The 24,865-nt window shown below is 42.3% G+C and carries 31 protein-coding genes; 29 read left to right on the top strand and 2 right to left on the bottom strand.

The annotated features are described in order from the left end of the window. The first annotated feature begins 145 nt into the window (after positions 1 to 145). From rpmE to VJ09_RS10200, 4 genes are all read left to right on the top strand, one after another. Complete coding sequence (gene rpmE / locus VJ09_RS10215; RefSeq protein ID WP_044641348.1) at positions 146 to 346, top strand: 50S ribosomal protein L31; 201 nt, start codon at positions 146 to 148, stop codon at positions 344 to 346. A 92-nt stretch (positions 347 to 438) separates the two neighbouring features. Next, on the top strand, positions 439 to 1,026 hold the full coding sequence (locus VJ09_RS10210; protein ID WP_147635467.1) for a thymidine kinase: 588 nt from the start codon (positions 439 to 441) through the stop codon (positions 1,024 to 1,026). 180 nt (positions 1,027 to 1,206) lie between these two features. Next, positions 1,207 to 1,410: a hypothetical protein gene (locus tag VJ09_RS10205; RefSeq protein ID WP_044641347.1), complete on the top strand. Its 204-nt coding sequence runs from the start codon at positions 1,207 to 1,209 to the stop codon at positions 1,408 to 1,410. A 237-nt stretch (positions 1,411 to 1,647) separates the two neighbouring features. Next, on the top strand, positions 1,648 to 3,054 hold the full coding sequence (locus tag VJ09_RS10200) for a membrane protein (protein WP_044641346.1): 1,407 nt from the start codon (positions 1,648 to 1,650) through the stop codon (positions 3,052 to 3,054). A gap of 100 nt (positions 3,055 to 3,154) precedes the next feature. Here VJ09_RS10200 and VJ09_RS10195 read toward each other — a convergent pair whose 3' ends face one another. Next, positions 3,155 to 4,237 (bottom strand): CPBP family intramembrane glutamic endopeptidase, encoded by a 1,083-nt coding sequence (locus VJ09_RS10195; protein ID WP_044641345.1) that lies wholly within the window; start codon positions 4,235 to 4,237, stop codon positions 3,155 to 3,157. A 146-nt stretch (positions 4,238 to 4,383) separates the two neighbouring features. Here VJ09_RS10195 and prfA point away from each other — a divergent pair, with 146 nt between their 5' ends. The 21 genes from prfA (at position 4,384) to VJ09_RS10090 (ending at position 21,458) form a co-directional block, all read left to right on the top strand. Next, positions 4,384 to 5,451: a peptide chain release factor 1 gene (gene prfA / locus VJ09_RS10190; protein ID WP_044641344.1), complete on the top strand. Its 1,068-nt coding sequence runs from the start codon at positions 4,384 to 4,386 to the stop codon at positions 5,449 to 5,451. Next, positions 5,441 to 6,340 (top strand): peptide chain release factor N(5)-glutamine methyltransferase, encoded by a 900-nt coding sequence (gene prmC / locus VJ09_RS10185; RefSeq protein WP_044641343.1) that lies wholly within the window; start codon positions 5,441 to 5,443, stop codon positions 6,338 to 6,340. The genes prfA and prmC overlap by 11 nt, the downstream gene beginning before the upstream one ends. Positions 6,341 to 6,533: 193 nt before the next feature. Further along, positions 6,534 to 7,232, top strand: a complete 699-nt coding sequence (spoIIR, locus tag VJ09_RS10180; protein WP_052807330.1) for a stage II sporulation protein R — start codon at positions 6,534 to 6,536, stop codon at positions 7,230 to 7,232. Positions 7,233 to 7,420: 188 nt separating this feature from the next. Then, on the top strand, positions 7,421 to 7,891 hold the full coding sequence (locus VJ09_RS10175) for a GNAT family N-acetyltransferase (protein WP_044641342.1): 471 nt from the start codon (positions 7,421 to 7,423) through the stop codon (positions 7,889 to 7,891). A 30-nt stretch (positions 7,892 to 7,921) separates the two neighbouring features. After that, positions 7,922 to 8,983 carry an L-threonylcarbamoyladenylate synthase gene (locus VJ09_RS10170; RefSeq protein ID WP_230199114.1) on the top strand — a complete coding sequence of 354 codons (1,062 nt, stop codon included), beginning with the start codon at positions 7,922 to 7,924 and terminating at the stop codon, positions 8,981 to 8,983. Between the two features lie 338 nt (positions 8,984 to 9,321). After that, the gene (locus VJ09_RS10165; RefSeq protein ID WP_044641341.1) at positions 9,322 to 9,885 is read left to right on the top strand and encodes a manganese efflux pump MntP; all 564 of its coding nucleotides are present in this window, start codon (positions 9,322 to 9,324) and stop codon (positions 9,883 to 9,885) included. Between the two features lie 56 nt (positions 9,886 to 9,941). Continuing rightward, complete coding sequence (locus tag VJ09_RS10160) at positions 9,942 to 10,427, top strand: low molecular weight protein arginine phosphatase (protein ID WP_044641340.1); 486 nt, start codon at positions 9,942 to 9,944, stop codon at positions 10,425 to 10,427. Positions 10,428 to 10,529: 102 nt separating this feature from the next. After that, entirely contained in the window at positions 10,530 to 10,967 is a 438-nt protein-coding gene (gene rpiB / locus VJ09_RS10155) for a ribose 5-phosphate isomerase B (protein ID WP_044641339.1), read from the top strand. Between the two features lie 6 nt (positions 10,968 to 10,973). Beyond that, the gene (locus VJ09_RS10150; protein WP_187118696.1) at positions 10,974 to 11,528 is read left to right on the top strand and encodes a TIGR01440 family protein; all 555 of its coding nucleotides are present in this window, start codon (positions 10,974 to 10,976) and stop codon (positions 11,526 to 11,528) included. An 86-nt stretch (positions 11,529 to 11,614) separates the two neighbouring features. Next, a complete protein-coding gene (locus VJ09_RS10145; RefSeq protein ID WP_044641338.1) occupies positions 11,615 to 12,865 on the top strand; it encodes a serine hydroxymethyltransferase in 1,251 nt (416 codons plus the stop codon). Positions 12,866 to 13,176: 311 nt separating this feature from the next. Continuing rightward, on the top strand, positions 13,177 to 13,806 hold the full coding sequence (gene upp, locus VJ09_RS10140) for a uracil phosphoribosyltransferase (protein WP_044641337.1): 630 nt from the start codon (positions 13,177 to 13,179) through the stop codon (positions 13,804 to 13,806). A gap of 362 nt (positions 13,807 to 14,168) precedes the next feature. Next, positions 14,169 to 14,384 (top strand): AtpZ/AtpI family protein, encoded by a 216-nt coding sequence (locus VJ09_RS10135; protein WP_044641336.1) that lies wholly within the window; start codon positions 14,169 to 14,171, stop codon positions 14,382 to 14,384. A 7-nt stretch (positions 14,385 to 14,391) separates the two neighbouring features. Further along, the gene (locus VJ09_RS10130) at positions 14,392 to 14,811 is read left to right on the top strand and encodes an ATP synthase subunit I (RefSeq protein ID WP_044641335.1); all 420 of its coding nucleotides are present in this window, start codon (positions 14,392 to 14,394) and stop codon (positions 14,809 to 14,811) included. Further along, positions 14,780 to 15,526: a F0F1 ATP synthase subunit A gene (atpB, locus tag VJ09_RS10125; protein WP_230199113.1), complete on the top strand. Its 747-nt coding sequence runs from the start codon at positions 14,780 to 14,782 to the stop codon at positions 15,524 to 15,526. Before VJ09_RS10130 ends, atpB begins: the two co-directional genes overlap by 32 nt. 97 nt (positions 15,527 to 15,623) lie before the next feature. Then, a complete protein-coding gene (gene atpE, locus VJ09_RS10120; RefSeq protein WP_230199143.1) occupies positions 15,624 to 15,845 on the top strand; it encodes a F0F1 ATP synthase subunit C in 222 nt (73 codons plus the stop codon). Between the two features lie 77 nt (positions 15,846 to 15,922). Continuing rightward, positions 15,923 to 16,411: a F0F1 ATP synthase subunit B gene (atpF, locus tag VJ09_RS10115; protein WP_052807328.1), complete on the top strand. Its 489-nt coding sequence runs from the start codon at positions 15,923 to 15,925 to the stop codon at positions 16,409 to 16,411. Beyond that, a complete protein-coding gene (locus VJ09_RS10110) occupies positions 16,408 to 16,944 on the top strand; it encodes a F0F1 ATP synthase subunit delta (protein ID WP_044641332.1) in 537 nt (178 codons plus the stop codon). Before atpF ends, VJ09_RS10110 begins: the two co-directional genes overlap by 4 nt. A 35-nt stretch (positions 16,945 to 16,979) precedes the next feature. After that, the gene (gene atpA, locus VJ09_RS10105) at positions 16,980 to 18,485 is read left to right on the top strand and encodes a F0F1 ATP synthase subunit alpha (protein WP_044641331.1); all 1,506 of its coding nucleotides are present in this window, start codon (positions 16,980 to 16,982) and stop codon (positions 18,483 to 18,485) included. 234 nt (positions 18,486 to 18,719) lie between these two features. Then, the gene (gene atpG / locus VJ09_RS10100; protein WP_044641330.1) at positions 18,720 to 19,586 is read left to right on the top strand and encodes an ATP synthase F1 subunit gamma; all 867 of its coding nucleotides are present in this window, start codon (positions 18,720 to 18,722) and stop codon (positions 19,584 to 19,586) included. Between the two features lie 52 nt (positions 19,587 to 19,638). Next, positions 19,639 to 21,045 (top strand): F0F1 ATP synthase subunit beta, encoded by a 1,407-nt coding sequence (atpD, locus tag VJ09_RS10095; protein WP_044641329.1) that lies wholly within the window; start codon positions 19,639 to 19,641, stop codon positions 21,043 to 21,045. A gap of 14 nt (positions 21,046 to 21,059) precedes the next feature. After that, positions 21,060 to 21,458, top strand: a complete 399-nt coding sequence (locus tag VJ09_RS10090; RefSeq protein WP_044641328.1) for a F0F1 ATP synthase subunit epsilon — start codon at positions 21,060 to 21,062, stop codon at positions 21,456 to 21,458. Positions 21,459 to 21,637: 179 nt separating this feature from the next. Here VJ09_RS10090 and VJ09_RS10085 read toward each other — a convergent pair whose 3' ends face one another. Next, positions 21,638 to 22,306, bottom strand: a complete 669-nt coding sequence (locus VJ09_RS10085; protein ID WP_044641327.1) for a hypothetical protein — start codon at positions 22,304 to 22,306, stop codon at positions 21,638 to 21,640. Between the two features lie 388 nt (positions 22,307 to 22,694). On the opposite strand from VJ09_RS10085, the gene VJ09_RS10080 reads away from it, so the two are divergent. The 4 genes from VJ09_RS10080 (at position 22,695) to VJ09_RS10065 (ending at position 24,864) form a co-directional block, all read left to right on the top strand. Next, on the top strand, positions 22,695 to 23,099 hold the full coding sequence (locus VJ09_RS10080; RefSeq protein WP_044641326.1) for a hypothetical protein: 405 nt from the start codon (positions 22,695 to 22,697) through the stop codon (positions 23,097 to 23,099). A 249-nt stretch (positions 23,100 to 23,348) separates the two neighbouring features. Further along, on the top strand, positions 23,349 to 23,729 hold the full coding sequence (locus VJ09_RS10075) for an NADH-quinone oxidoreductase subunit A (protein ID WP_044641325.1): 381 nt from the start codon (positions 23,349 to 23,351) through the stop codon (positions 23,727 to 23,729). Beyond that, a complete protein-coding gene (locus VJ09_RS10070) occupies positions 23,720 to 24,235 on the top strand; it encodes a NuoB/complex I 20 kDa subunit family protein (RefSeq protein WP_044641324.1) in 516 nt (171 codons plus the stop codon). The genes VJ09_RS10075 and VJ09_RS10070 overlap by 10 nt, the downstream gene beginning before the upstream one ends. Beyond that, positions 24,232 to 24,864: an NADH-quinone oxidoreductase subunit C gene (locus VJ09_RS10065; RefSeq protein ID WP_044641323.1), complete on the top strand. Its 633-nt coding sequence runs from the start codon at positions 24,232 to 24,234 to the stop codon at positions 24,862 to 24,864. Before VJ09_RS10070 ends, VJ09_RS10065 begins: the two co-directional genes overlap by 4 nt. The last annotated feature ends 1 nt before the right edge of the window (position 24,865 follow it).

The following is a 24,865-nucleotide window of genomic DNA, read 5'->3' as shown; positions in this document are numbered from 1 at the left end:
TTCTACCCTTCCCTTTAAAGTGATTCCGCAAATTTGCGTATATATAGAGAAGCCCTTGATCCTTGCAGTCTCGAACCGCTCATGCTATAATGTGTCAGTGGTTTCATGAGAACGTTTTGATTGGCAAGGGAAAGAGGTGAAAAGCATGAAAACGGGAATTCATCCAGCATATAAATCGGCTACGGTTACTTGTGCATGTGGGAACACGTTCGAAACAGGTTCTACGGTCGAAAACCTACGTGTGGACGTTTGCTCCGCTTGCCATCCTTTCTATACTGGAAAACAAAAAATGGTAAACGCTGGCGGACGTGTTGACCGCTTTAAGAAAAAATACAACATCAAGTAATCTTTGGTTAAATAAAGTTCTAATTTGGACTTATGAAAAGGCAAGCGAACTCAACCGCTTGCCTTTTCTTTTGTCTACTGGGAGGGAAATGGGTGAATTTTGTCCATCGAGAAGGTTGGATTGAGGTAATCTGCGGTGGGATGTTTTCAGGAAAAAGTGAAGAGCTGATCCGTAGGATTCGCCGAGCTAATTTTGCAAAACAAACAGTAATGGCATTTAAACCAGCAATCGATAATCGATATCATAATGAAGCAATTGCTTCTCATAGTGGGTTGTTAGCTGATGCTATTCCAGTTCGAAGTAGTGAAGAAATTCTACAGCATATCACGGAAGAAGTCGATGTGGTAGCGATTGATGAAGTTCAGTTTTATACAGATGAGATTCTTGTCATTTGCCAAGAACTAGCAAATCAAGGGAAACGGATAATCTGTGCGGGACTAGATCAAGATTTTCGTGGACAAGCGTTTGGACCTACCCCAAAGTTATTGGCGATCGCAGAGTATGTTACCAAGTTGCAAGCAATTTGTGTACAGTGTGGAAATTCTGCTAGTCGAACCCAGCGGCTGATCAACGGAGAGCCAGCTCATTGGGATGATCCCATTATCCTAGTAGGAGCTTCGGAGCAGTATGAGGCACGCTGTCGTCATTGTCATGTGGTGAAAACTGAGGCACGAGTATAATACATTATATAAACTCAACTAGAGCGAGGTGCTACCTCGTTCTTTTTGTATGTACTGATCGAATATCTAAAGTATAAATTCCTATTAGGCAATGTATATCAGAGGGAGAGTGAAACGTTATGAGTTTTCAATTACTGGTAGAAGATTTCTTCCCCATTCCAGGTAGGGGATATATTTTTGATGGTCCATCCCAAGGAAGCGTTATGGATTGGAGATATTTTAACTTTAGAGGACACAGAATTAGAATGGACACTAAAAGGGATAGATATCTTTGTCCAGCCCATCCAAGAGGTACCAAGTAATATAGGTGTTTTGTTGGACATAGGCGAATTTGAACCATCATTCTTGATAGGGAAGAGGCTCTTGAAAGTTGATCGAACATAAGACCTACTATAGTTGGATTTATCCATTTAAAGGTAAACTGATATGGACGGGAGCAACGAATTGCCTTAAAATATAAACATATCCAAAAAATAGAAATTTATATAAAAACTCTGTGTTGCGCTCCGAGCTCAAAGGCTGTCCCTATTGCTCATTTTTTATTTCGTTCTCTTTAATGTTTAAATAGTTCCCTGTCTATCTGCATATGAATGAAGCAAGTCATTTGATGGAGGTGGGAAAATGGGAGTCGAGTTAACTTATGTTCATTGGTTCTATCTGTTATTTACCGTTTTGGTTGTAATCAGTATGGTATATCGTTTGGATACAGCTATTCTTTGTACGGTCGGGATCTTTCTTTTAGGCCTCCTTGCCACAGGTTCTTTTATAGACTCCATCACTGCAATTTTCCAAACTTTTTTATACACAGCGAACCAACTATTTAGTATTATCTTGGTCATTGCCATTATCGTAGGGATGAGTCAAGTTCTCCAAAAATCAGGTGTCAATGCGATGATGGTAGCTCCTTTTACCTCTATCATTCGTACCCCGATGTTAGCTTTTTGGGTGATTGGGATCGTTATCATGATCTTCTCTTGGTTTTTTTGGCCTTCACCAGCAGTTGCCTTATTGGGGGTATTTTTTCTACCAGTTGCTTCTAAAGTAGGGTTGCCGCCTCTTGCCACCGCAATCTCCATGAATTTATTTGGACATGGTATTGCACTGTCTGGAGATTATGTAATTCAAGGTTCTCCGAAGATTACAGCAGATTCGGCTAACGTGCCAGTTGGAGATATTTTAACTGCAAGTGTACCATTTGTAATTAGCATGGGAGTCGTTTCGGTACTTCTGGCTTACTACTTCATTCGCCGAGATCTAAGAAATGGGTCACTTACGATGGAGACAGGTTTAAAAGTAGTTAGCAATACGGAATTAGATGAGGTGAAAGCAGACGAGAAACAACTAAGTCGTAAAGCAAAAATGATTCTGGCTGGATTGGTGTTGCTTGCTTTTGCTGGCAATATAGCAGCGATGTTCCTTTTTGAGCTTCAAGGAGACGAAGCAACTGCTCTTATTGGTGGAACCTCTATGCTGGTTCTTGCATTGATCAGCATCGTTTCCAATCCAAAGGAAGGACTCAAAAACACTATTCAAACTGTAACGAGTGGTTTTGCTTTCGCTTTTCGTGTATTTGCACCTGTGATTCCGATTGCTTCCTTTTTTTATCTAGGTGGCGATCTATTTTTTGAAATGTTCGGAAAAAACTTACCCCTTACGTCTAAAGGGATTGTCTATGATTTGGGGATTGGATTAACTAATTTAGTTGCGGTCACTCCGCAAATAGGAGCATTGGTCGTATCGGGAATCGGAGTAGTCGCTGCATTGGATGGTTCTGGTTATTCGGGGATAGCGCTTATTGGAGCGATTGCCCCTATTTTTGCCGGTGCTATTGATCATGGCGTAGCTACCTTAGCTTCTCTCGGGCAAGTCATCTCTCTTTGGGTAGGTGGGGGAACGATCGTACCTTGGGCACTATTACCTGCTGCTGCCATTGCAGGAGTGGACCCCATAGAAGTGGCTAGGCGGAATCTGGTTCCGGTATTAGTTGGGATTGTCGTCACGACGATATTGGCGATGTTTTTACTATAGAATTTGTGTTAACTAAAAGAACAGGAAACCGAAGCGGATAGAGTGCTTGGTTTCCTGTTTCTATTCTCAACGAGATAAATTAATTTGAAATCAAGGATGTTTATATTTGAAAGTATGTAAGGAGTCCAAGTGCTATGTTATAGGTTGCATGAACAATCATGGTCACACTAGTGTTATAGCGTTGGCGCAGATAGGCAAGCACGATAGCTAGGATAAATACAATAAGAGTAGCTACAGAGAATCCATATTGGGTATGAAGAAAGGTAAAGAGAATACTGGTTAGGAAAATGCCAAATCGTGGAAGCAATGCACCTCGAAAGATTAGTTCCTCGCCTAACGCAGCAGCCAGTCCAAGTGTCAGCACGCCAAAGAACGAAGTGAAAAGCGGTCCTAAAAGTTGCTCTGTTGCTCTGTTTACTTCTGGGTCTGAACCGATGCCAAATTGGGTAAAGGCGAATTCTAATCCTACAGCAACACCAACAAATAATAGGCCTACTATCATACCAATTAAAACACTTTTACCACTTGGTAGAACTAATCCTAATCTGTCCAGCAACTCTTTCCCAGATCGTCTGGTTAACCAGCCAACTCCAAAAAAGGCAAGGAAAGCAAGCAGAATATTTTGCGTCCAGAGATCCACAATCGCTTGTAAGGCTGTCTGATCAGGGAGCCCTATCATACTATCCTCAAGCCCAATGGACATAGAGACAAAAAGCTGGATAAAGATCAGCATGCTTAGGGATAGAGAGACAGTGTGAAGAGAGTTTTGAGGATCGATCGGAACCCATTTAGACAACTGTTTTCGAATGATGGGTATCAAAAGCAGTAACCCAATCATCGAGGGAATCCAAATCCCTAGTCCGCCATTTGGAGAAAAGGCAGGAAACATATCGGACAAAAAGTTAGATTGCTGAGCATATAGACCAACAATGGAAGAGAGTAAGTAGAGAAAGGCTATGATCCCAATGGCAATGGAAATAATGGTCTTGGCTTTGGATTTGTTTTCTTTAGCGAGCGCTTTATAATTGGTTACTTGGATTTCCTCTGATTCCAAATTAGCCAATTCTCCATAGTGCTGGCCATTTAAACGATATTTTTCAGCCTTGTTTAGGCATATAAAGAGATATGCGAAAGGCGCCATCATGATTAGCTGGCTTAATATGGATTGAACGATATCATTCATATCAAAACCCCTAACTGTTTGGAAAACACCTACCTATGGTAGCAGTGTTACCAACTGTGATATGATACTATCATATGCCTTCATGGCGAATAAAACGAGTACTATTGTTGATATAGATAGATTTGAAATGGTAGGAGTGACAAAATATGTTGGATCGTTTAGAAGCGATTCATCGCCGTTACGAAGAGTTGAGCCAATTGCTTTGTGACCCAGCGGTGATCAATGATCCGAGTAAGCTACGTATTTATTCCAAAGAGCAATCGGATCTAGAGGAGCAAAATCAGGCCTATATCGAGTATAAAAGTGTAATAGACCAATTAAGTGATGCAAAGTCCATGCTAGAAGAAAAGTTAGATGCAGATATGAGAGACTTGGTCAAGATGGAAGTTGACGAACTTTCTGACAAAAAGGAAGAGCTAGAAGAACGAATTCGGATTCTCTTGCTTCCAAAAGATCCAAACGATGAGAAAAACGTTATTGTGGAAGTTCGGGGTGCAGCAGGCGGGGACGAAGCTGCTTTATTTGCATCGGATCTATATCGTATGTATACCCGTTATGCGGAGCGTCAAGGATGGAAAGTAGAAGTATTAGAGGCGAATTCTACTGGATTGGGTGGCTTTAAAGAGGTTGTCTTTTCGATCCAAGGAAAAGGCGCGTACAGTCGTCTAAAATTTGAAAGTGGAGCTCACCGTGTTCAGCGTGTTCCTTCGACGGAGTCTGGTGGACGGATTCATACTTCTACCTCGACAGTTGCAGTCTTGCCAGAAGCAGAAGAGGTAGAGATTGAAGTACATGATAAAGATTTGCGGATTGATACTTTCTGTTCCAGTGGTCCTGGTGGTCAGAGCGTCAATACAACGAAGTCTGCTGTACGGATCACTCATATGCCAACAGGGATTGTAGTCTCTTGTCAGGATGAGAAGTCTCAGATTAGTAATAAAGATAAAGCGATGCGTGTGTTGCGTGCAAGGTTGTTTGATATGAAACAACAAGAAGAACAAGCGAAACTTGCCAATGCACGGAAATCTGCTGTCGGAACAGGAGATCGTAGTGAGCGGATCCGCACATACAATTTCCCGCAAAGCCGTGTGACAGATCATCGTATTGGATTAACACTTCATAAATTAGATTATGTTTTGGATGGAGATCTCGACGAAGTCATCGATGCATTGGTTAACCAAGAACAAGCGGAGCTTCTCCAAAATGCAGAGTGAGGAACTTATGCTACTAGATACACCTAGAACGATTCGAGAAGCCTTTCGCCAGGCTTCTTCTTTTTTACAAGAAGCAGGCGTAGAGTCCGCAGAGTTTGAAGCAGAATATTTACTTCGTCGTCTGCTGCAACTCGATCGCACCTCTTTTTTTGTCCGGATGCCTGAATCATTTCCGTCAGCATCTTTTCCTAAGTTAAACGAATGGTTAGAGCGGAGAAAGAAACAAGAACCAATTCAATATATCGTGGGGGATCAGGAATTTTTTGGTCGGACTTTTCATGTCTCCCCAGCTGTTCTCATTCCTAGGCCAGAGACGGAGTTACTGGTTGAAAGAGTCTTACAAGAGGCTGAATGTTGGTGTCAACGAGAACAGATACGAGCAGTGGATGTGGGAAGTGGAAGTGGCTGTATTTCGATCACCCTAGCTAGCGAACGACCAAAATGGGAGATTACAGCTGTCGACCTTTCTTCTGATGCATTACGTATGGCGAAATACAACGCTGATTCCCTTGAAGTGCGAGATCGTATTCAATTTTTGCAAGGTAGCTTTTTGGAGCCTGTAGAAGGTCCGTTTGATGTTTTGGTTTCCAATCCACCTTATATATCTCAGTCTGATTTACTTCAGCTAGAAAGCCAAGTTAAGGACTATGAACCTAGCTTAGCACTCGATGGGGGTGTAGATGGGCTTGCCCCATATCGAGAACTTGTCTCGCAGTTATCCCAAAAAAAGAACTTACCTAAGCGACTTTTAGTAGCATTTGAGATTGGTGCCGATCAAGGTGAAGCGGTTGCTCGTGAGGTTCAGAAGTTACCTGGTTTTGTGAGAGTAGAAGTAGAACAGGACTTTGCTGCCCGAGATAGAATCGTTTTGGCATGGTTGGATAGATAGTATGCCTTTTAACGAAAGAATATTGATCTAGGGAGCCATTTTATTAAAAGCAACGTAAAGGTTCAGATCGAGATTCTCAGAGAGGGTATGTCCGTAAAGTGGATTACTCTTTTGAAAATTTGGTATCTTAGTTGATTAATTTTTCCTCTATGCGTCCATACTGTAACTAGGATTATAGAGGGAGGATTTCAAAATGAGACTACGCACTTATCGAGTTATTTCTTTTCTTTTCATATGGATTGGCTTTGGTATTTTATTATGGAGCAATGGTCTCTTCCCATCTTTTGCAAAAGAGCCGATAGCAGGGAAACAGGTATCACAAGAAGAATCATCTGTGTCAGAGCAAGAGGAGATACCCGATCAAGCGATTCGTCTGCGGATCTTAGCCAATAGTGACTCAGCACAAGACCAGTGGATCAAGCGACTTGTTCGTAATGCTATCGTAGAAGAGTTGAAAACTTGGTCTACCAAACCAGCCAATTTGGAAGAAGCTCGTAAAATGATTGGAGAGCACAAGGCATTATTCGAGAAAATAGCTCGTCAAACCTTGGATCAACATGGATTTGATTATGAAGTAAAAGTGGATTTTGGTTCCGTTTCATTTCCTACCAAGCTATATGGGAATAAGGTTTATCCTGCTGGTGACTATGAAGCACTACTTATTACTCTGGGCAAAGGGAATGGGGACAATTGGTGGTGTGTCTTGTTTCCGCCTTTGTGCTTTGTAGATATGGGCAATGGAAATGCAATTCCCAAAGAAGAAGAGACTCTCTCTGCATCGATCAGCTCTGATCATATGTTAGTTCAGGAACCGAAATCAGATCAACCTAAACAAGTAGAAGTAAAATTTTACCTTCAAGAAAAATGGCAGGAGCTTTGGAACCAACAATAGACCCTTACGATCGGGATGAAAAATAGAGCTCATTTCTAAACTTAAAAACGGAGAGAATCTTGATAAAGAGCGAGTTTGATCAAGATTCTTGGAGTAAGTGATGTTTTAACATGGGCTTTTAGAAGTTCTATTTTCCTTGTCTCCCTCATATGCTCCATCACAGATAGCGAGGAAGGAAGACAAGCCATATGTTATGGATTCGAGAAGCAAAGCCAGAAGATCATTCACAGATTCTCTCTCTGATAGAACGCGCCAACCTCTCTACCAGAGGAGCTGTTGAAGAACCTACTTTGTTTTTTGTAGTAGAGGGCATGGTGGAGGACAAACCAGTAGTGGTTGGAACAGCTGGTATGGTACTTTGTGGGGATTATGGATTATTTCGTTCGTTTGTTTTGGAGAAGCAAGCCCGCTCAGAAAAGGTTATTTTGGAATTGATTCAAATCTTATTGCGAGCAGCCTCGGATGCGAAATTAGATAGCGTTTATCTCATCACTTCTCAGCCTAGCGATTGGTTACAAGCGCTCTGTTTTTATCCGATTGAGGAAGAGGAAGTTCCGTTTGAAGTGGCTTGTTCCATACATTTTTCAGAGATTGCTAATAGAGGGAACATTTTTAGCTGTTCACTTATGGATCGATTCATTGAACAGGAAGACGACTAAAATATTGTTTAAAAAAGAAGGGGATTGGGATTGCAACTGAAGAAAACACACTGTTGGGAAATAGATCCCAACCAACCTCTATCTGACTTACTCCTAAAAGAAGAAATGCATGACGCTGCCCAGCTTCTTCGTGAAGGTGGCTTGGTTGCGTTTCCTACTGAAACAGTTTATGGATTAGGTGCAGATGCCACCTCATCAGAGGCAGTCAAGCGGATCTTCTTAGCAAAGGGTAGACCGAGTGATAATCCGTTAATTATCCATTTTGGAGAGGTTCACCAAATTCGAGAGTGGGTTCAAAGTATACCTCCAGCAGGAGAGCAACTCTTGGAAGCTTTTGTTCCGGGCCCTTTGACTCTCATATTGCCTCATAGCGGAAAAATAGTACCTGAAGTGACTGCTGGATTGCCTACTGTAGGAGTGAGGATTCCGAATCATCCCGTTGCCAGAGCTCTCTTGCAATTAACAGGACATCCCGTTGCTGCACCTAGTGCTAATCGTTCTGGACGCCCTAGTCCCACAGAAGCTCGCCATGTTTGGCAAGATTTACAAGGGAGAATAGAGCTGTTGTTGGATGGGGGACCGACAGGTGTAGGAGTGGAGTCGACCGTAGTGGATGTGACAGGTGAATACCCTATTTTGCTACGTCCGGGTGGAGTCTCGCTAGAAGATCTACAAAAAGTAGTTCCAACGATTCAAGTGGATCTAGGACTGACTGAATCTGCTTCAAAACCTCGTTCTCCAGGAATGAAATATCGGCATTATGCACCAGAGGCAACGATGTGGTTAGTCAAAGGGAATCCCCAAAACATGGTTACCCAAATCCAGAAATTAATAGAAGAATCAAACCTTCACGGCAAAAAAGTGGGAGTACTCACCACAACGGAAAACGAAGATAAATACAAATCAGCGGCAGTTGTGTCAGCCGGTTCCCGCAAACAACCGGAAAGTGTAGCTAGAAACTTGTTTCAAGCGTTACGCCAATTTGATGAGTTAAAAGTGGATGTCATTTATGGTGAAACGTTTCCCGAGGAAGGGATCTTTTTTTCTGTGATGAATCGATTGCGCAAAGCAGCAGATGGAAAGTTCTGTTGATAAAAACTTCTCTCTAAGATCATTGTTAGTTGAAGTGCTGAATAGTAATCGTCGGTTTTTCCATCTTTGTAACCTCCGAATTATGTATGATTGTTAAGTAGTGGGATAAATGAATCTGACGAATGAGATCGACTTAACTAGTCGGTCTTTTTTTGTTATTTGGACTTATTCCCAGAGTAACTAACAGAGAAAGCTTGAGCTAAGGAGTTAGTTTATCGTTGTAACAAAAGAGAATCTGATTAGAGTCTTATTGAGTGTAGTTTCCATACGAAATAGCTTCTACCAACTTCTTGTCCCGCATAGTTTATAGGAGAAATGGACAAGAAGGAGTCGAACAAATGCAACTCTCCACACCAGAACTGGGACAAATTGTGACGCTAGCCTTTATTGCTATCGCACTTGGGATGGATGCGTTCTCCATTGGCATCGGAATCGGAACCAAGCGGCTAAATTGGCAACGGAACTTGCTGTTTGCTATTATGGTCGGAATCTTTCATGTTGTTATGCCCTTTTTTGGATTTTTAGTAGGAAGATCCATTGGTGGCTGGTTAGAGGGTATTGCAGTAATGGTGGGTGGAGGTATGTTGTGTCTTTTGGGAGCCCAGATGGTCTACAAAAATATAAAAGGGGAAGAGGCAGAACTTCAAGTAAAAAGTATGACTTGGTTTGGGTTGTTTCTTTTTTCTCTGAGTGTCAGTGTCGATTCCTTATCAGTGGGCCTTACTCTTGGACTATTTCAGGTAGATCTATTATTGGCAATCATGATGTTTGGATTGGCAGGTTTTATCCTTAGTGGAATAGGGCTTTCGATCGGAAGAATTCTCGGCTCTCTCGTTGGAGGGTATGGTGAAGTGATCGGAGGGATCATTCTCATCGCCCTAGGTGTGAAGTTTATCTGGTAAAATGATAGTATACAATGTTACTAAACATACACCACTACCAAAAGTGAGGTAGAAACATGTTACGTGTTCTTTTCGTCTGTACAGGTAATACATGCCGAAGTCCTATGGCAGCAGAGATGATGCGACAACTTGCTAAGGAGTACCAAGTGGAAGTAGAAGTGAAATCTGCTGGAATTGCTGCTTTCCCAGGCTCTCCTGCTTCTGATCACACGCAAACGATACTAAGAGACAAAGGTTGGTCGGATCATCATGTAGCTCAATCCATGGATCAAAAATTAGTCGATTGGGCCGATATTGTGCTAACAATGACATCCTATCATCGTGATGTTATTCGAGAACACTATGAGGCAAGCTTACCAAAAACTTATACTTTAGCTGAATATGCACACAGTCTGTCCCCTTCTGAGCAAGCAATGAAATCGATCGATATTCAAGACCCGTTTGGTGGGGATTTATCTATTTATCGCCAATGTGGTGAGGAGATCGAAGAAGCGATTCGGATCATTTTGAGATATTGGACAACAAAGGGAACTACATCATGAATAATAAAAAAGTTATCTCACTCATAATTTATAAAAATGCTTGTGAATCCCCTGGACTTTCTAGGTATACTAGGAGAGACAATCCGGACAGGGGGTTTTATCATGCGTGTTATCCTTGGATCTGATCATGGTGGTATTCATCTAAAACAAGAATTAAAGTTTTTATTAGAGGAAATGGGCATTTCCTATGCCGATGAAGGTTGCAATTGTACTGATTCGGTTGATTATCCAGACTATGCTGCACCTGTTGCCCAGAAGGTAGCAGCTGGAGAGTATGACTTAGGGATTTTAGTCTGTGGTACAGGAATTGGCATGTCGATTGCCGCAAACAAGGTAAAAGGTATCCGTTGTGCAGTAGTTAGTGATGAGTTTTCGGCTAGAATGAGCAGAGAGCATAATAATGCAAATATCTTGGCTCTTGGAGAGCGGGTCGTAGGTCCAGACCTAGCCAAATCCATTGTGCGCACTTGGCTAACTACCGAGTTTGCTGGTGATCGTCATGCTAGACGTGTAGATAAAATTGCACAATTAGAAGGTTAAGGACAAATGGGAAAAGATTTTCTGTCTTCTATCACTAGTCAATTGGAGCAGGTACTCCAAGATCTCTTAGAAGTATCTCCTTTGACCGATCGGCATATTTTGGTAATTGGTACGAGTACGAGTGAGGTATTGGGAGAGCAGATTGGGACAAATGGTAGTGAAGAGGTAGCAAAGGTTTTATTTGCTGTTTTGGATCGCTTTGCCCGTCAGCATTCCTTTCACTTAGCTTTTCAGTGTTGCGAGCATCTAAATAGGGCGTTAGTTATATGCGAATCAACGAGAGAACGCTTTGGGCTTACAGCTGTCCAGGCAATTCCCGTACCTCATGCAGGTGGAGCGATGGCCTCTTTTGCGCATTCCGCTTTACCTGATGCTGTATTAGTAGAGTCTATCCAAGCAGATGCTGGAATCGATATAGGGGATACCCTAATTGGGATGCATCTGAAGCCAGTTGCTGTACCTGTGCGTTCCAAACAGAAGCAGATAGGGTATGCGCATGTCACGATGGCGAAAACACGACCTAAGCTAATTGGGGGAGCTCGTGCGGTATATTCTCTTTAGTTTTTCTTAACAACTAGCGGTTAATTAGTTTGACGGAAATGACAGATTAACTTATCTACCAATTGGATATTCAGGAGGAGAAATAGATGAACCATCTACATAAACAAGATCCAGAAGTATTAGAAGCAATCGGGCAAGAACTCAATCGCCAACGAGATAAAATTGAGTTGATTGCTTCGGAAAATTTTGTAACGCCAGCAGTGATGGAAGCGATGGGCTCTGTACTCACCAATAAATATGCAGAAGGGTATCCAGGCAAACGCTACTATGGTGGTTGTGAGCATGTAGATACGGTAGAAGATCTAGCGAGAGATCGGGCAAAACAGTTGTTTGGCGCAGATCATGTCAATGTACAACCACATTCTGGAGCACAAGCCAACATGGCAGTTTATTTTGCCGTACTAGAGCCTGGTGATACCGTACTTGGGATGAACCTGGCACATGGTGGTCATCTCACGCATGGAAGCCCCGTTAACTTTTCAGGAAAACTGTACAACTTTGTAGCTTATGGGGTAGATGAGGAATCCCAAGTAATTGATTATGAAGAAGTACACCGCCTTGCAATCGAACATCGCCCTAAATTGTTGGTTGCAGGAGCAAGCGCATATTCCCGAACAATTGATTTTGCCAAATTAGGCGAGATCGCTCGTGAAGTAGGAGCTATGTTTATGGTGGATATGGCTCATATCGCAGGACTTGTGGCAACTGGGCATCACCCGAACCCTGTTCCTCATGCGGATTTTGTGACGACTACGACTCACAAAACACTACGAGGACCACGCGGTGGAATGATCCTTTGCAAAGAAGAATACGCCAAAGCGATTGATAAAGCAGTCTTTCCTGGTATTCAAGGTGGTCCATTGATGCACGTGATTGCGGCTAAAGCAGTTGCATTTGGAGAAGCTCTTTCCGATGAGTTCCAGGAGTATTCCGCACAAATCGTAAAAAATGCTAGAGCGATGGCAACTCGCCTTCAGGAAAAAGGATTTACATTGATCTCGGGTGGTACGGATAATCATCTGATCTTGATCGATGTACGTAACATGGAACTTACCGGAAAAGTTGCGGAGCATCTATTGGATGAGGTGGGGATCACCACCAACAAAAACTCTATTCCAAATGATCCAGAGAGTCCATTTGTTACTAGTGGTATTCGGATTGGGACTCCTGCGATTACTACTCGTGGCATGAAAGAAAAAGAAATGGAAGAGATTGCAGAGATTATCACACTCACTTTGCAAAACCCGAACAATGAGGACAAACAACAAGAGGCAAAAGATCGTGTTGCCAAATTAACAGCGCAATTCCCAATGTATCCAGAACTGGTAATTGGCTAATAGCAGCTGAGACTCCAAAACAAGATTTCTAGATTACTAGTAACTCCAAAATAGCCCTTTCGGTTTTGATATAGCTTTTTGATTTTTAAGCAGAGACGAGCTGGCTTTCTCGTCTCTCTTTTCTGCGTAATAAAGAGAGCGTTTATTTAGTGTAGGGTTAATTTCATCCCTTACTGAATGTTAATTGACCTTATCGGTTCTTATGGACAGTTATCATGGGTTCTTACTACCCATAAGACAAAAATGTTTGGTTGACCACTTATAAGAGAACCTTCGAAAAAGAATACTATGTATATAAGGGGTGTACGATAATGGGACAAGTCCATGTTATGGATCATCCATTGATCCAACATAAATTGACATATATACGAGATAAAAACACAGGAACAAAAGAGTTTCGCGAGTTAGTAGACGAGGTTGCTGCACTGATGGCATATGAGATCACGCGCGATCTACAACTAGAAGAAGTAATGATCCAAACCCCTGTTACGGAGGCAAAATGTAAAGTGTTGGCTGGAAAAAAGATTGGATTGGTGCCCATTCTACGCGCTGGACTTGGGATGATCGATGGCATTTTAAAGTTGATTCCAGCAGCTAAAGTCGGGCATATTGGCCTATATCGCGATCCGGTCACACTTCAAGCAGTAGAGTATTTTAACAAAATGCCAAATGATGTAGAAGAACGGGATTTCATTGTAATTGATCCAATGTTGGCAACGGGAGCATCTGCGTCCGAAGCGTTAAAGATCATGAAGCGTATGGGTGTTCGGAGCATGAAAATGATGTGTTTAATCGGTTGTCCAGAAGGTGTAAAAAGAATTCAAGAGGATCATCCAGATGTAGATATCTATGTAGCTGCTGTGGACGAGAGACTAAATGAAAAAAGCTATATCGTGCCAGGTTTAGGGGATGCAGGGGATCGACTTTTCGGAACGAAATAGTAACTCTCGTGTCTTATTGTCCGGTTTTCGAGATTATCTAAAGATTGCCTATAGATTGGGTAGTTCTAGATAATCTCTTTTTGATTTACTAATTCTATTCAAAAATAATACAAACACTTTACATTTGAATAATGATATATTTCGAGACTGGACATTTTGGACTTTGCCTTCGTCACATTTTGTTCAATTTACGTATAAATGTGACGACTTTTTCATAATCCTCTCAAAGAAAGCGTTGACAACATAATTTTGCTTGGTTACTATAAGCAGGGGAAACGCCTGAAAATTTGAAGACCCTCCTATGAAAGTACGTCGAGTCTGTTTAGCAGTTTATCAGATTGCTTGAAGGTGGGGTATACTACTTGAAAACCGATCGTCGTATTCTACGGATGTTGGTTCTCGTTGGGTCCATTAGTTTCCAGATGATTTTCCTCATTGTCGGTGCAACTTGGCTTGGTACCAAGCTAGATGCTCTGTGGCAATCGAAACCCACTTTCACTCTGATTGGGGTTCTATTAGGGATCCTTTTTGGACTAATCAGTGCGATTTATACACTGGTTCGAATGACAAAGGACTGATTTCCTCATGAATCCCTTACAAATTATCCGTCAGCGGATATTACTTCTCACTGCTGGACTCCTCAGTATTTTCTTGATCATGCTATACCTTACTCCTTACAAGACTTTCCTATCTGGACTTATTCTCGGGTTTATACTAAGTTGCTACAATGCGCTCAATACAGCAAAAAAGTTGTATTGGATTGGCGAGACAGTTTCCCGGGGGGAAAGATGGACCAGAGGAACCGGCATGGTCACGCGTTTCATCACAGTAGCCCTCTTTTTATATATTGCAGGTAAGCTACCACATATCTTTGATATCAAAGCAGTATTAATCGGTTTTCCTCTGGGCTACATCATATCTGTCATCGCTTATTTTCAAGTACGGGAGAATTTAGAGTTCCCAAAGGAGGTGAATGCAGAGAATGGAGCTGACACCAAAAGTTGAGTTCCTAGGCCTCACCTTTGATCTAACTATTATTGTTGGTAGTCTTCTTGCGGCTGTACTCGTCTTTCTAATTGCAATTCTGGCTTCGCGCAGGGTGCAGATGGTTCCTAGCGGTATGCAAAATATCGTAGAAATGATGATTGATTTTAGCCGTGGAATCACGCAAATGAGTCTAGATCAAAAGAAAGCAGAGAAATTTTTAGGTTTGACGTTCACTTTGATTTTGTTTATTTTCTTTGCGAACCAGATCGGGGTAATCTTGATGGTTACCAGTGAAGTGCATCATCCAATTCCATCCTTAGGAATTACCGCAGAGAAATTAGAGTCGGCACATGCAATTGCATGGTTGAAATCTCCTACAGCAGATATCAACGTTACGATTGCCATGGCATTGGGTGTCGCGATCTACTCTCATTACCTAGGGATTCGTCATAATCCACGTGGTTATGTGAAACATTACACCAATGCAATGCTTCCGATTCACTTGATCGAGGAATTCTCCAAACCACTAACTCATGCAATGCGTCTGTGGGCGAATATCTTCGCTGGGGAAGTCTTGATTACCATCATGTTGACGAAATTCCCGCTCTATGTAACAGGTGTACCACTTGCCGTTTGGATTGGTTTCTCCCTGTTTGTAGGTGCGATTCAGGCTTACATCTTTACCGTTTTGACCAATGTTTACATTGCACAAAAAATCTCAACAGAGCATTAAGTAGTGCCATCCCATTCTTTACCCGAAAAAGTTGGTACATATGCCTTAATGCAAATAAAAATTGGAATGTGTATAAGAGGAGGAAATATAAATGGATTTGAATTTTCTTGCTGCTGCTATCATGATCGGTCTTGCTGCTTTCGGTGCTGCGATTGGTAACTCCAATCTTTTTGCTAAGTATGTAGAAGGTGTAGCTCGTCAACCTGAAGTACGTGGTACCCTGTTTGGACAAGTAATGATTTTGTTCGGTTTGATCGAGGCGCTACCTATCATCGGAGTTGGTATGGGTATCTTGCTTCTTTTCGGTATCATTGGTTAATTTTTGCAAAGACCCGGTAGCGGGGGATCTTGGTTTCCCTCGCTTCTATTTGCATTCAGGAAGGGAGTGACTCTCGAATGTTAGAACTGAACTTGGGGACAATGTTGGCACAGCTAGCAATTTTCATCATTCTCGTAGGATTGGTAACTCGCTTTGGTTTACGTCCAATCCTTACCACGATGAAAGCGCGTCAAGACCACATTGATAACTCCATTCAATCTGCTGAAGAAAACCGCAAAAAAGCGGAAACATATCTAACAGAACAAAAAGAGCTCCTGCAACAAGCAAAAGCAGAAGCGAAAGAGATCGTCGAAAGTGCTCGTCTGCAGAAAGATCGTGAAGCAGAAGAGATTATCAAAAAAGCAAACGAACGTGCAGAGAAGTTAGTTCAAGAGGCGAAATTAGAGATCAATCGAGAGAAAGCAAAAGCGATTGCTAGCTTGAAAAACGAAGTGGGCGCTCTAGCGATCGAACTAAGTGCAAAAATTTTGCACCAAAAGATTGATGCAAAAGAGCAAACCAAAATTGTAGACGACTACTTGGAGCAGGTAGGACGAGTACAATGAGTGCGGCTGTAGTAGATAAGCGCTATGCAAAAGCCCTCTTTGAAATTGCTTCTGACAAAAACCTCTTAGAACAGACGGAGCAAGAGCTAGTTCTAGTAGAAAAAGTGATGAAAGAAACACCAGCTCTCGTTGCTTGGCTGACTCATCCTTCTACTCAACTAGAACAGCAAAAGGAAATGATCGCAAAATCATTTGGTTCACTTTCTTCGCATGTAAAAAACTTATTATTTCTCCTAGTGGATCGTAAACGACTTTTGCATTTGTCTGGAATTCTTGCAAGTTACCGTAACTTTGCCAATGATGCATTAGGACTTGCAAAAGCGGTTGTTACTTCTGCATTTCCACTATTGGATGTGGAAAAAGAGAGTATCGCTCGTACGTTTGAACCGATCATAGGAAAAAAACTCGTACTAGAAGAGAAAGTCGACTCGGATTTGTTGGGTGGTGCAGTGGTACAAATCGGGGATCGCCTTTATGACGGTAGCCTACGCACCAAACTGCAACGCTTTCGGGAAAATCTCTCTGCAGTATAGAACGGATAGAATGTCAAGATTGGGGTGAAAAACGCATGACTATTAAACCAGAAGAGATTAGCTCTCTCATTAAAAAGCAAATCGAGAGCTATCAGACAGAATTAGAAGTGGCGGATGTAGGTACTATTATCCAAATCGGGGATGGTATCGCTCGTGTCCATGGATTGAATAGTGCAATGGCTGGGGAGCTAGTTGAGTTCTCCAACGGGGTTATGGGTTATGTGATGAACCTAGAGGAAGATAACGTCGGGATTGTTATTCTCGGACCTTACCAAGATATCCGCGAAGGGGACACGGTAAAACGTACCGGTCGTCTGTTGGAAGTACCAGTAGGGGAAGCATTGCTTGGCCGTGTAGTAAACCCACTCGGACAACCAATCGATGGAAAAGGTCCAATCGAGACGACTCACTATCGTGCAGTAGAATCAGGTGCTCCTGGGGTAATCGATCGGAAATCGGTTCATGAGCCAATGCAGACTGGTATCAAAGCGATTGACGCAATGATTCCAATCGGTCGTGGTCAGCGTGAGCTAGTGATCGGGGACCGTCAAACGGGTAAAACCACGATCGCACTGGACACCATTATTAACCAAAAGGGTAAGAATGTAGTTTGTGTGTATGTTGCAATTGGACAAAAACAATCGACTGTTGCGAACGTAGTTCGCAAACTAGAAGAAGCAGGTGCAATGGATTACACCATCATCGTATCTGCTGGTGCTTCGGACCCAGCACCACTGCTATTCCTGGCTCCTTATGCTGGTTGTGCAATGGGTGAGTACTTCATGTATAACGGCGGACATGTTTTGGCTGTCTATGATGACTTGTCCAAGCAAGCGGTAGCATACCGGGAACTCTCCCTCTTGCTCCGTCGTCCTCCAGGTCGTGAAGCATATCCAGGGGATGTTTTCTACCTTCACTCTCGTCTGTTAGAGCGTGCTGCGAAACTGTCTGACGCTCGTGGTGGTGGATCTCTCACTGCGCTTCCTTTTATCGAAACTCAAGCAGGTGACGTATCAGCTTATATCCCAACCAACGTAATTTCGATTACGGATGGTCAGATCTTCTTGGATTCTAGCCTGTTCTATTCTGGTAACCGTCCAGCGGTAGACGTAGGGATCTCCGTATCTCGTGTAGGGGGTTCTGCTCAGATTAAGGCGATGAGCAAAGTAGCAGGTTCACTCAAATTGGATCTTTCCCAATACTATGAGTTACAAGCATTTGCTCAATTTGGTTCTGACTTGGATAAAGCAACCCAAGCTAAATTAGAGCGTGGTCGTCGTACGGTTGAGATCCTGAAACAAGACGAAGGTCATCCAATGCCAGTAGAAGAGCAAGTGATCTCTATCTACGCTGTAACCAAAGGCTTCTTGGACGATATCGCAGTGGAAGACGTTCGTCGTTTTGAAAAAGAGCTTCATGCATTTATCGGTCAAAACCAAGCTGATGTATATGAGTTGATCCGTAAAGAGAAGAAGCTAACGGATGAAGTAGAAGCAGGTATCAAAGGTGCAATAGAATCGTTTAAGAAAAAGTTTGCGTAACGGATAGTAATATAGTGAAACTTCATTCAGAGGGGGGGAGCTTTCATCCTCTCTGAATGTTAGTTGACCTTATCGGGTTCTTATGGCAGTTATTCTCCACCTAAGCCTCTTTGCTTTTGCTAAGCTTGGAGGTGGGGATCTTACTGCCCGTTAGAACAGGACAAAAATGGAAACGAATCGTTCAGATCAGCGATTCATTTCCCCAAGTCAAACGAAGAAAGGCGGTGACTTGCGATGGCAAACATGAAGGCGATCAAGCAAAAGATCCGTTCCTATAACAAAAGTAAGCAGATTACCAAGGCGATGCAGATGGTAGCTGCGTCGAACTTGCGCCGTGCTCAAGAACAGGCACAAGCATCTCGTCCCTATGCGGAAAAGATGCGCGAAGTAATCACCAGCTTGTCTAAAGGGGCAGATGCAAACCACCCAATGCTTGCGACTCGTCCGGTAAAACGTACTGGTTATCTAGTCATTACCTCCGACCGCGGGCTTGCTGGTGGTTATAACAGTAACTTGCTCCGTCTTTTGCTCGAAACCTTAAATGCAAAACACAAGAATCAAGCTGATACTTACTCTGTCTTTGTCATTGGACGTAAAGGGTTGGAATACCTCAAAAAGAAAAATGTTCCAATCATTGATTCCGTAACAGGTATGAGCGACCGTCCTTATTTTTCCGATATTAAGAGCATTGCCTATCAAGCTGTAGAGTTCTTCAGTGAAGAAAAGTATGACGAGCTACATTTGGTTTATAACGAGTTTGTAAACCCTGTTGTGCAACGTCCGGTCGTAAAACAACTTCTCCCACTCGCTAGTGGAGATTTCGAACAAGATCATGCGAAGTCGTTACCAGCATATGAGTTTGAACCTTCACAAGAAGAAGTGTTAGCAGAGATTTTGCCACGTTATGCTGAAACCTTAGTTTACAGCGCAGTTCTAGAAGCAAAGGCAAGTGAGTTCTCCGCACGGATGAATGCGATGAGTGCTGCTACCGATAATGCAAACGAACTGATCAAGAAGCTGACGCTCGAATTTAACCGTGCACGCCAAGCTGCGATTACGCAAGAGATTGCGGAGATCGTAGGTGGAGCAGCAGCATTGTAATAGAGATGATAATTTCGTAAACAAATAGAATCCCAGTCGAGGAGGGGAAATGATGAGCACTGGTCGTGTAACGCAGGTACTCGGTCCTGTTGTCGATATGCAATTTGACAGTGGAAGCTTGCCAGAGATTAATAACGCGATTACCGTAAAACTTGAAGACGGTACGGTTTTAACATGCGAAGCAGCTCTTCATTTAGGAGATAACATGGTGCGTACCATTGCAATGGCATCCACCGATGGTCTCGTGCGTGGAGTAGAAGCGACAGATACAGGAAAAGCGATTACGGTTCCGGTAGGACGTAGCTCTCTAGGACGTGTATTCAACGTATTGGGTGAACCAATCGATGAAGCAGGTCCAGTGGATCAAAAGGAAACTCTTCCTATTCACCGTCCAGCTCCAAAGTTTGAAGACCAATCTACTCAACAAGAGATGCTCGAAACGGGGATCAAAGTAGTAGACTTGCTTGCTCCTTATGCAAAAGGAGGAAAAATTGGTCTGTTTGGTGGTGCGGGTGTAGGGAAAACCGTACTAATTCAAGAGCTGATTAACAACGTAGCGCAAGAACATGGTGGTCTCTCTGTATTCGCAGGGGTAGGAGAGCGTACCCGTGAGGGGAACGACCTATACCATGAGATGAAAGACTCTGGTGTAATCAGTAAAACGGCAATGGTTTTCGGTCAGATGAACGAGCCGCCAGGTGCACGTATGCGTGTTGCTTTGACAGGTTTGACGATGGCAGAACATTTCCGTGATAGCGAAGGTCAAGACGTATTGTTCTTCGTAGATAATATCTTCCGTTTTACCCAAGCTGGTTCTGAGGTATCTGCTCTACTAGGTCGTATGCCATCTGCGGTAGGTTACCAACCAACCTTGGCTACCGAAATGGGTGCGATGCAAGAGCGTATTACCTCTACCAAAAATGGTTCCGTAACCTCGATCCAAGCGATCTACGTTCCTGCGGATGACTATACGGACCCAGCTCCAGCAACCACGTTCTCTCACTTGGATGCAACGACCAACTTGGAGCGTCGTCTAACCCAAAAAGGGATCTTCCCAGCGGTAGATCCACTTGCTTCTACTTCTCGTATTCTCACTCCAGCAGTAGTTGGGGAAGAACACTATCAAGTAGCTCGTGGAGTACAGCAAATTCTTGCACGTTATAACGAACTTCAAGATATCATTGCGATTCTTGGTTTCGATGAGTTGTCTGAAGACGACAAATTGCTCGTAGCTCGTGCTCGTAAGATTGAGAAATTCCTCTCCCAAAACATGCACGTAGCAGAACAGTTCACTGGTCAACCTGGTGTCTATGTACCAGTCAAAGAAACCGTTCGTAGCTTCAAAGAAGTGCTTGAAGGTAAACATGATGATCTACCAGAGGATGCATTCTATATGGTAGGTAACATCGATGAAGCACTTGAGAAAGCCAAAAAACTCGGCTACCGTCGCGAGATTTAAAGGAGTTGTCCGAGATGAGCAAAATGCACTTGGACATCGTGACCCCTGAACGCAATGTTTATTCCGAAGATGTGGACATGATTGTGACCCGGGCTGCTGGTGGAGATATCGGGATCTTGCCAAAGCACGCACCGTTGGTTAGTCCACTCGGAGTTACGGTTGTTCGTGTGAAAAAGGATGGCAAAGAAGAGTCAATCGCGGTAAATGGTGGATTTTTAGAAGTTCGTCCTGACCGTGTGACCATTCTGGCTGAAACAGCTGAGCTACCTGGTCAAATCGATCTAGAACGTGCAAAAGCAGCGAAGGAGCGTGCAAAGAAACGCCTGCATGATGGTGATGGCGATCTCAAACGTGCAGAGCTTGCTTTAAGACGTGCGCTCAACCGGATCAACGTAGTCCAAAAACCGATGTAATAAAAAGAAAGCTGAGGTGACCCTTCTAGGGTTGTCTCAGCTTTTTATGTTAGAGAGAAAAGGATCAATTCGAGAAACTCTTTGATGGAAGGTTCTCAAGGCTTTTAGATTTTGGTCCGAACAAGCGATGATTCCAAAATATTTTGTGGTAAATACAGGTTAAGAGTACTATCAACTTTTTACGAATTGTTAGCTTCTATTTCTGCTCCAGTAAAAATAACAGGACCAAATACAACAGTGTTAGTACTTTCGGAAATCTGTGAAATTTGTAATGTATATTCAATTAGTTGATTTCCTTGTAAAGCAATAGGTGTTTCATCTACAAAGGTAAAACTGGTAGTAACCCTGTTGTCTGCAACAAATTCCGCATCATCTCTTGTGGAAAAGATAACATCTTGTTGTCCATTGATTAATCTAGTACGAGTAATAGAAAATTCTACAGCAGGTTCCGATTGGATTGCTCCCCATCCAACAGTACCGTTTAAATGAACTCGATCGTTGACATTATCAATAGACAATCTAATTTGTGCTAGAATTAACGGTGGTTGAGGTGCAGTTGGAATTGTCAAAGCAGTAGAATTTTGTGTAGTAAATGGTTGATCTGCTGTAAATTCTGTTAGCAGTCCTTGTTCGCCTTGTGGTGGCGTTGGAGTTGGCTCCGAAATAGAGGGATTCACAGTAACAGTTGGAGTAAAAGTATTGGTGTTAATTGGATGAGAAGTATTAGTAGGATTCGATATATTTCGTATAACTTTTTGAACACGCCTGTAAAGAAAGCGGTGTGGAATCCTTTTGAATTTACGACGAAGATGCCTTTTTCGTTTATGAAGTTGACATTTACGACGCATAAAAAGTACCCTCCATTTTTGATTATTCTATGAATACTCTATCTTTTAAAAGTTAGGAACACCTAAGATATCCGTTTATTCTGTTTGATTCATCATTGAAAACCAAAGAATACCGAAAGCTCCACTTCGATCTAGCAGGAAGAGTAACAACATCAAGTAAATAAAACTTTAAAAATATAGCAAAGCCGTTCTCCTCATCTAGGAAAAATGGCTTTAGTATCGTACTAATATTTTAATTATGTTTGTATTCGGAGTGTTAAGTGTTCTTCACAAGGGTTCGATGTAAGATACGGTGATTTTTGATAGAATTATATGGTTATTTACAATATAGTATGGATTTGACCATCTTTTTCATGTAAGTCTATAGAAAAAAATTTGGAGGATGCAAATGAATGTAGTTTGGAAAGTGTTATCATGGGTTTTAGGTGCAATCGGATTGGGAATACTTCGTCTTATTTTATTTCTCAGTCCATTTGTTATTTATTTTTATACAGATAATATACGCCTAACTCTTGCGTATATGATGTTTATCATATTTAATAGAGCTTCATTTGTACAAATGTATAATGAATATCATCAAGAAACGGTTGAGGCATACGAAAATCATCGATCCCTTGCCTATTTTCGTAAAGGACCGACTCGGCTATATGCTTTTTTAGGTGGAGCTTTAGGGGAGTTAGTATTTACTATTCTTTTCCGGTATAAGTTAGATAACTATTTCCATATGGTATCAATTGTAGGAGGACTAATCTCTAATATTCTGCTCTATTCTCTCATTTTAGGATTTATTTAAAAAATTCTTCGTTTTTGATTCCGGTAATCTCAATATTTCCATAAAACTGCATATTTGATAGGCTTTTAGCGTCTAATAAGGTAGAGAAACTTTTCTGTTTTCTCTGCTTTTTTTGTTCGACAGATTATCATATAACATTCGACAATTAGACAATGTTTGGCTTCCTTTGCTATAATCATTAGAAAAAAGTGAATCTTACTAATTTTGCAGCCGTATATATGTAAGCAGTTTCAAAAGGAGTGAGTACCTGTGGAATCGCAACTAGATATCAATATTGTAGTACTAGGATTGTTCTTTTTGCTAGGAATTGCATTACCAGTGGTTGCACTAACCGTAGGAAGTTGGCTTCGTCCCCATCGGCCTACAGCTGAGAAACAGATAACGTATGAATCGGGTGTAGATCCAACGGGAGATAGTTGGATTCAATTTCATGTTCGCTATTATTTGTTTGCTTTGTTGTTTGTTATTTTTGATGTCGAAGCGGTCTTTCTCTATCCTTGGGCAACGGTATATGATGCACTACGTGTAGAGCTAGGGTTGTTTGCACTTTATGAGATGTTGTTATTTATCTTTTTCCTTGTCGTAGGTCTGATTTATGCATGGAGAAAAGAGGTGCTGGAATGGAAGTAAATTATGAGAAAGTAAGCCCATGGGAAGAGGCGGAGCTCCAACGAAATGTACTTACAACTAGTTTAGATCAAGTAAAAGCTTGGGTACGGAGTAGCTCGGTATGGCCAATGACGTTTGGACTGGCCTGTTGTGCCATCGAAATGATGGGTACAGGTGGAGCACACTATGACTTAGATCGCTTTGGGGTGATTTTCCGTGCCTCCCCTAGACAATCAGACTTGATGATCGTCGCTGGAACGGTTACCAAAAAAATGGCACCTCTTCTACGTCGATTGTATGATCAGATGCCCGAACCCAAATGGGTAATTGCGATGGGATCTTGTGCTACAGCAGGTGGGCCTTATATCAAAAGTTATTCAGTTGTAAAAGGGGTCGATCAGATCGTACCAGTAGACGTTTATATACCGGGATGTCCCCCCAATCCAGCAGCACTTATCTACGGAATTAATAAACTTCAAGAAAAAATTCGCTATGAAGCCAAACATGGGAAGCGGGTGACATTATGAGCGAGGAGAAAGAATCAAAAAAACCAGAGGAATCGGTAGTGGAGTCCTCAGAGAAAAAAGAAGCTCCCAAACCGGCTACACCACGTCCAGTTGCTGCTCGACCCAGACCGACGCCACGTAAGCCTGCGGAACCAAAAGTACTTCCACCCTCTCCCAAGGAGCCGCTATTGGAGAGTTATCGTAAACAGATCGAGGAGCAGTTTGACAAGGATCTAATCCAAGAAGCATATGTAAATCAGGCAGGAGAACATACACCTACTTTCGTAATCAACTCGGCAAAATGGTTCAAAATGGCTCATTTTCTCAAAGAAACGGATGGTTTCCAATTTGATTTTGTGCAAAATTACTCGGCAGTTGATTATGAAACCCATCTGGAAGTTGTTTTGCACTTGTATTCCTTAGAACGAAATGAAACAGTTTGTCTCAAAGCCAAATTAGATCGAGATAAACCGGAAGTGGAGACATTAAGCCAAGTTTGGAAAGTGGCCAACTGGAACGAACGAGAGATGTACGACTTACTCGGTATCACCTTCCAGCAGCATCCTGATCTGCGACGAATTTTGTTACCAGATAACTGGGTTGGATATCCATTACGAAAAGATTATGAGCCATACGATGAGGGGGTGTAAG

The organism is Risungbinella massiliensis, assembly GCF_000942395.1.
In the GTDB taxonomy this organism is placed as follows: Bacteria; Bacillota; Bacilli; order Thermoactinomycetales; family Thermoactinomycetaceae; genus Risungbinella; species Risungbinella massiliensis.
The sequence above is the reverse complement of the archived record's forward strand: the minus strand, read 5'-3'. Positions and strand labels throughout refer to the sequence as shown.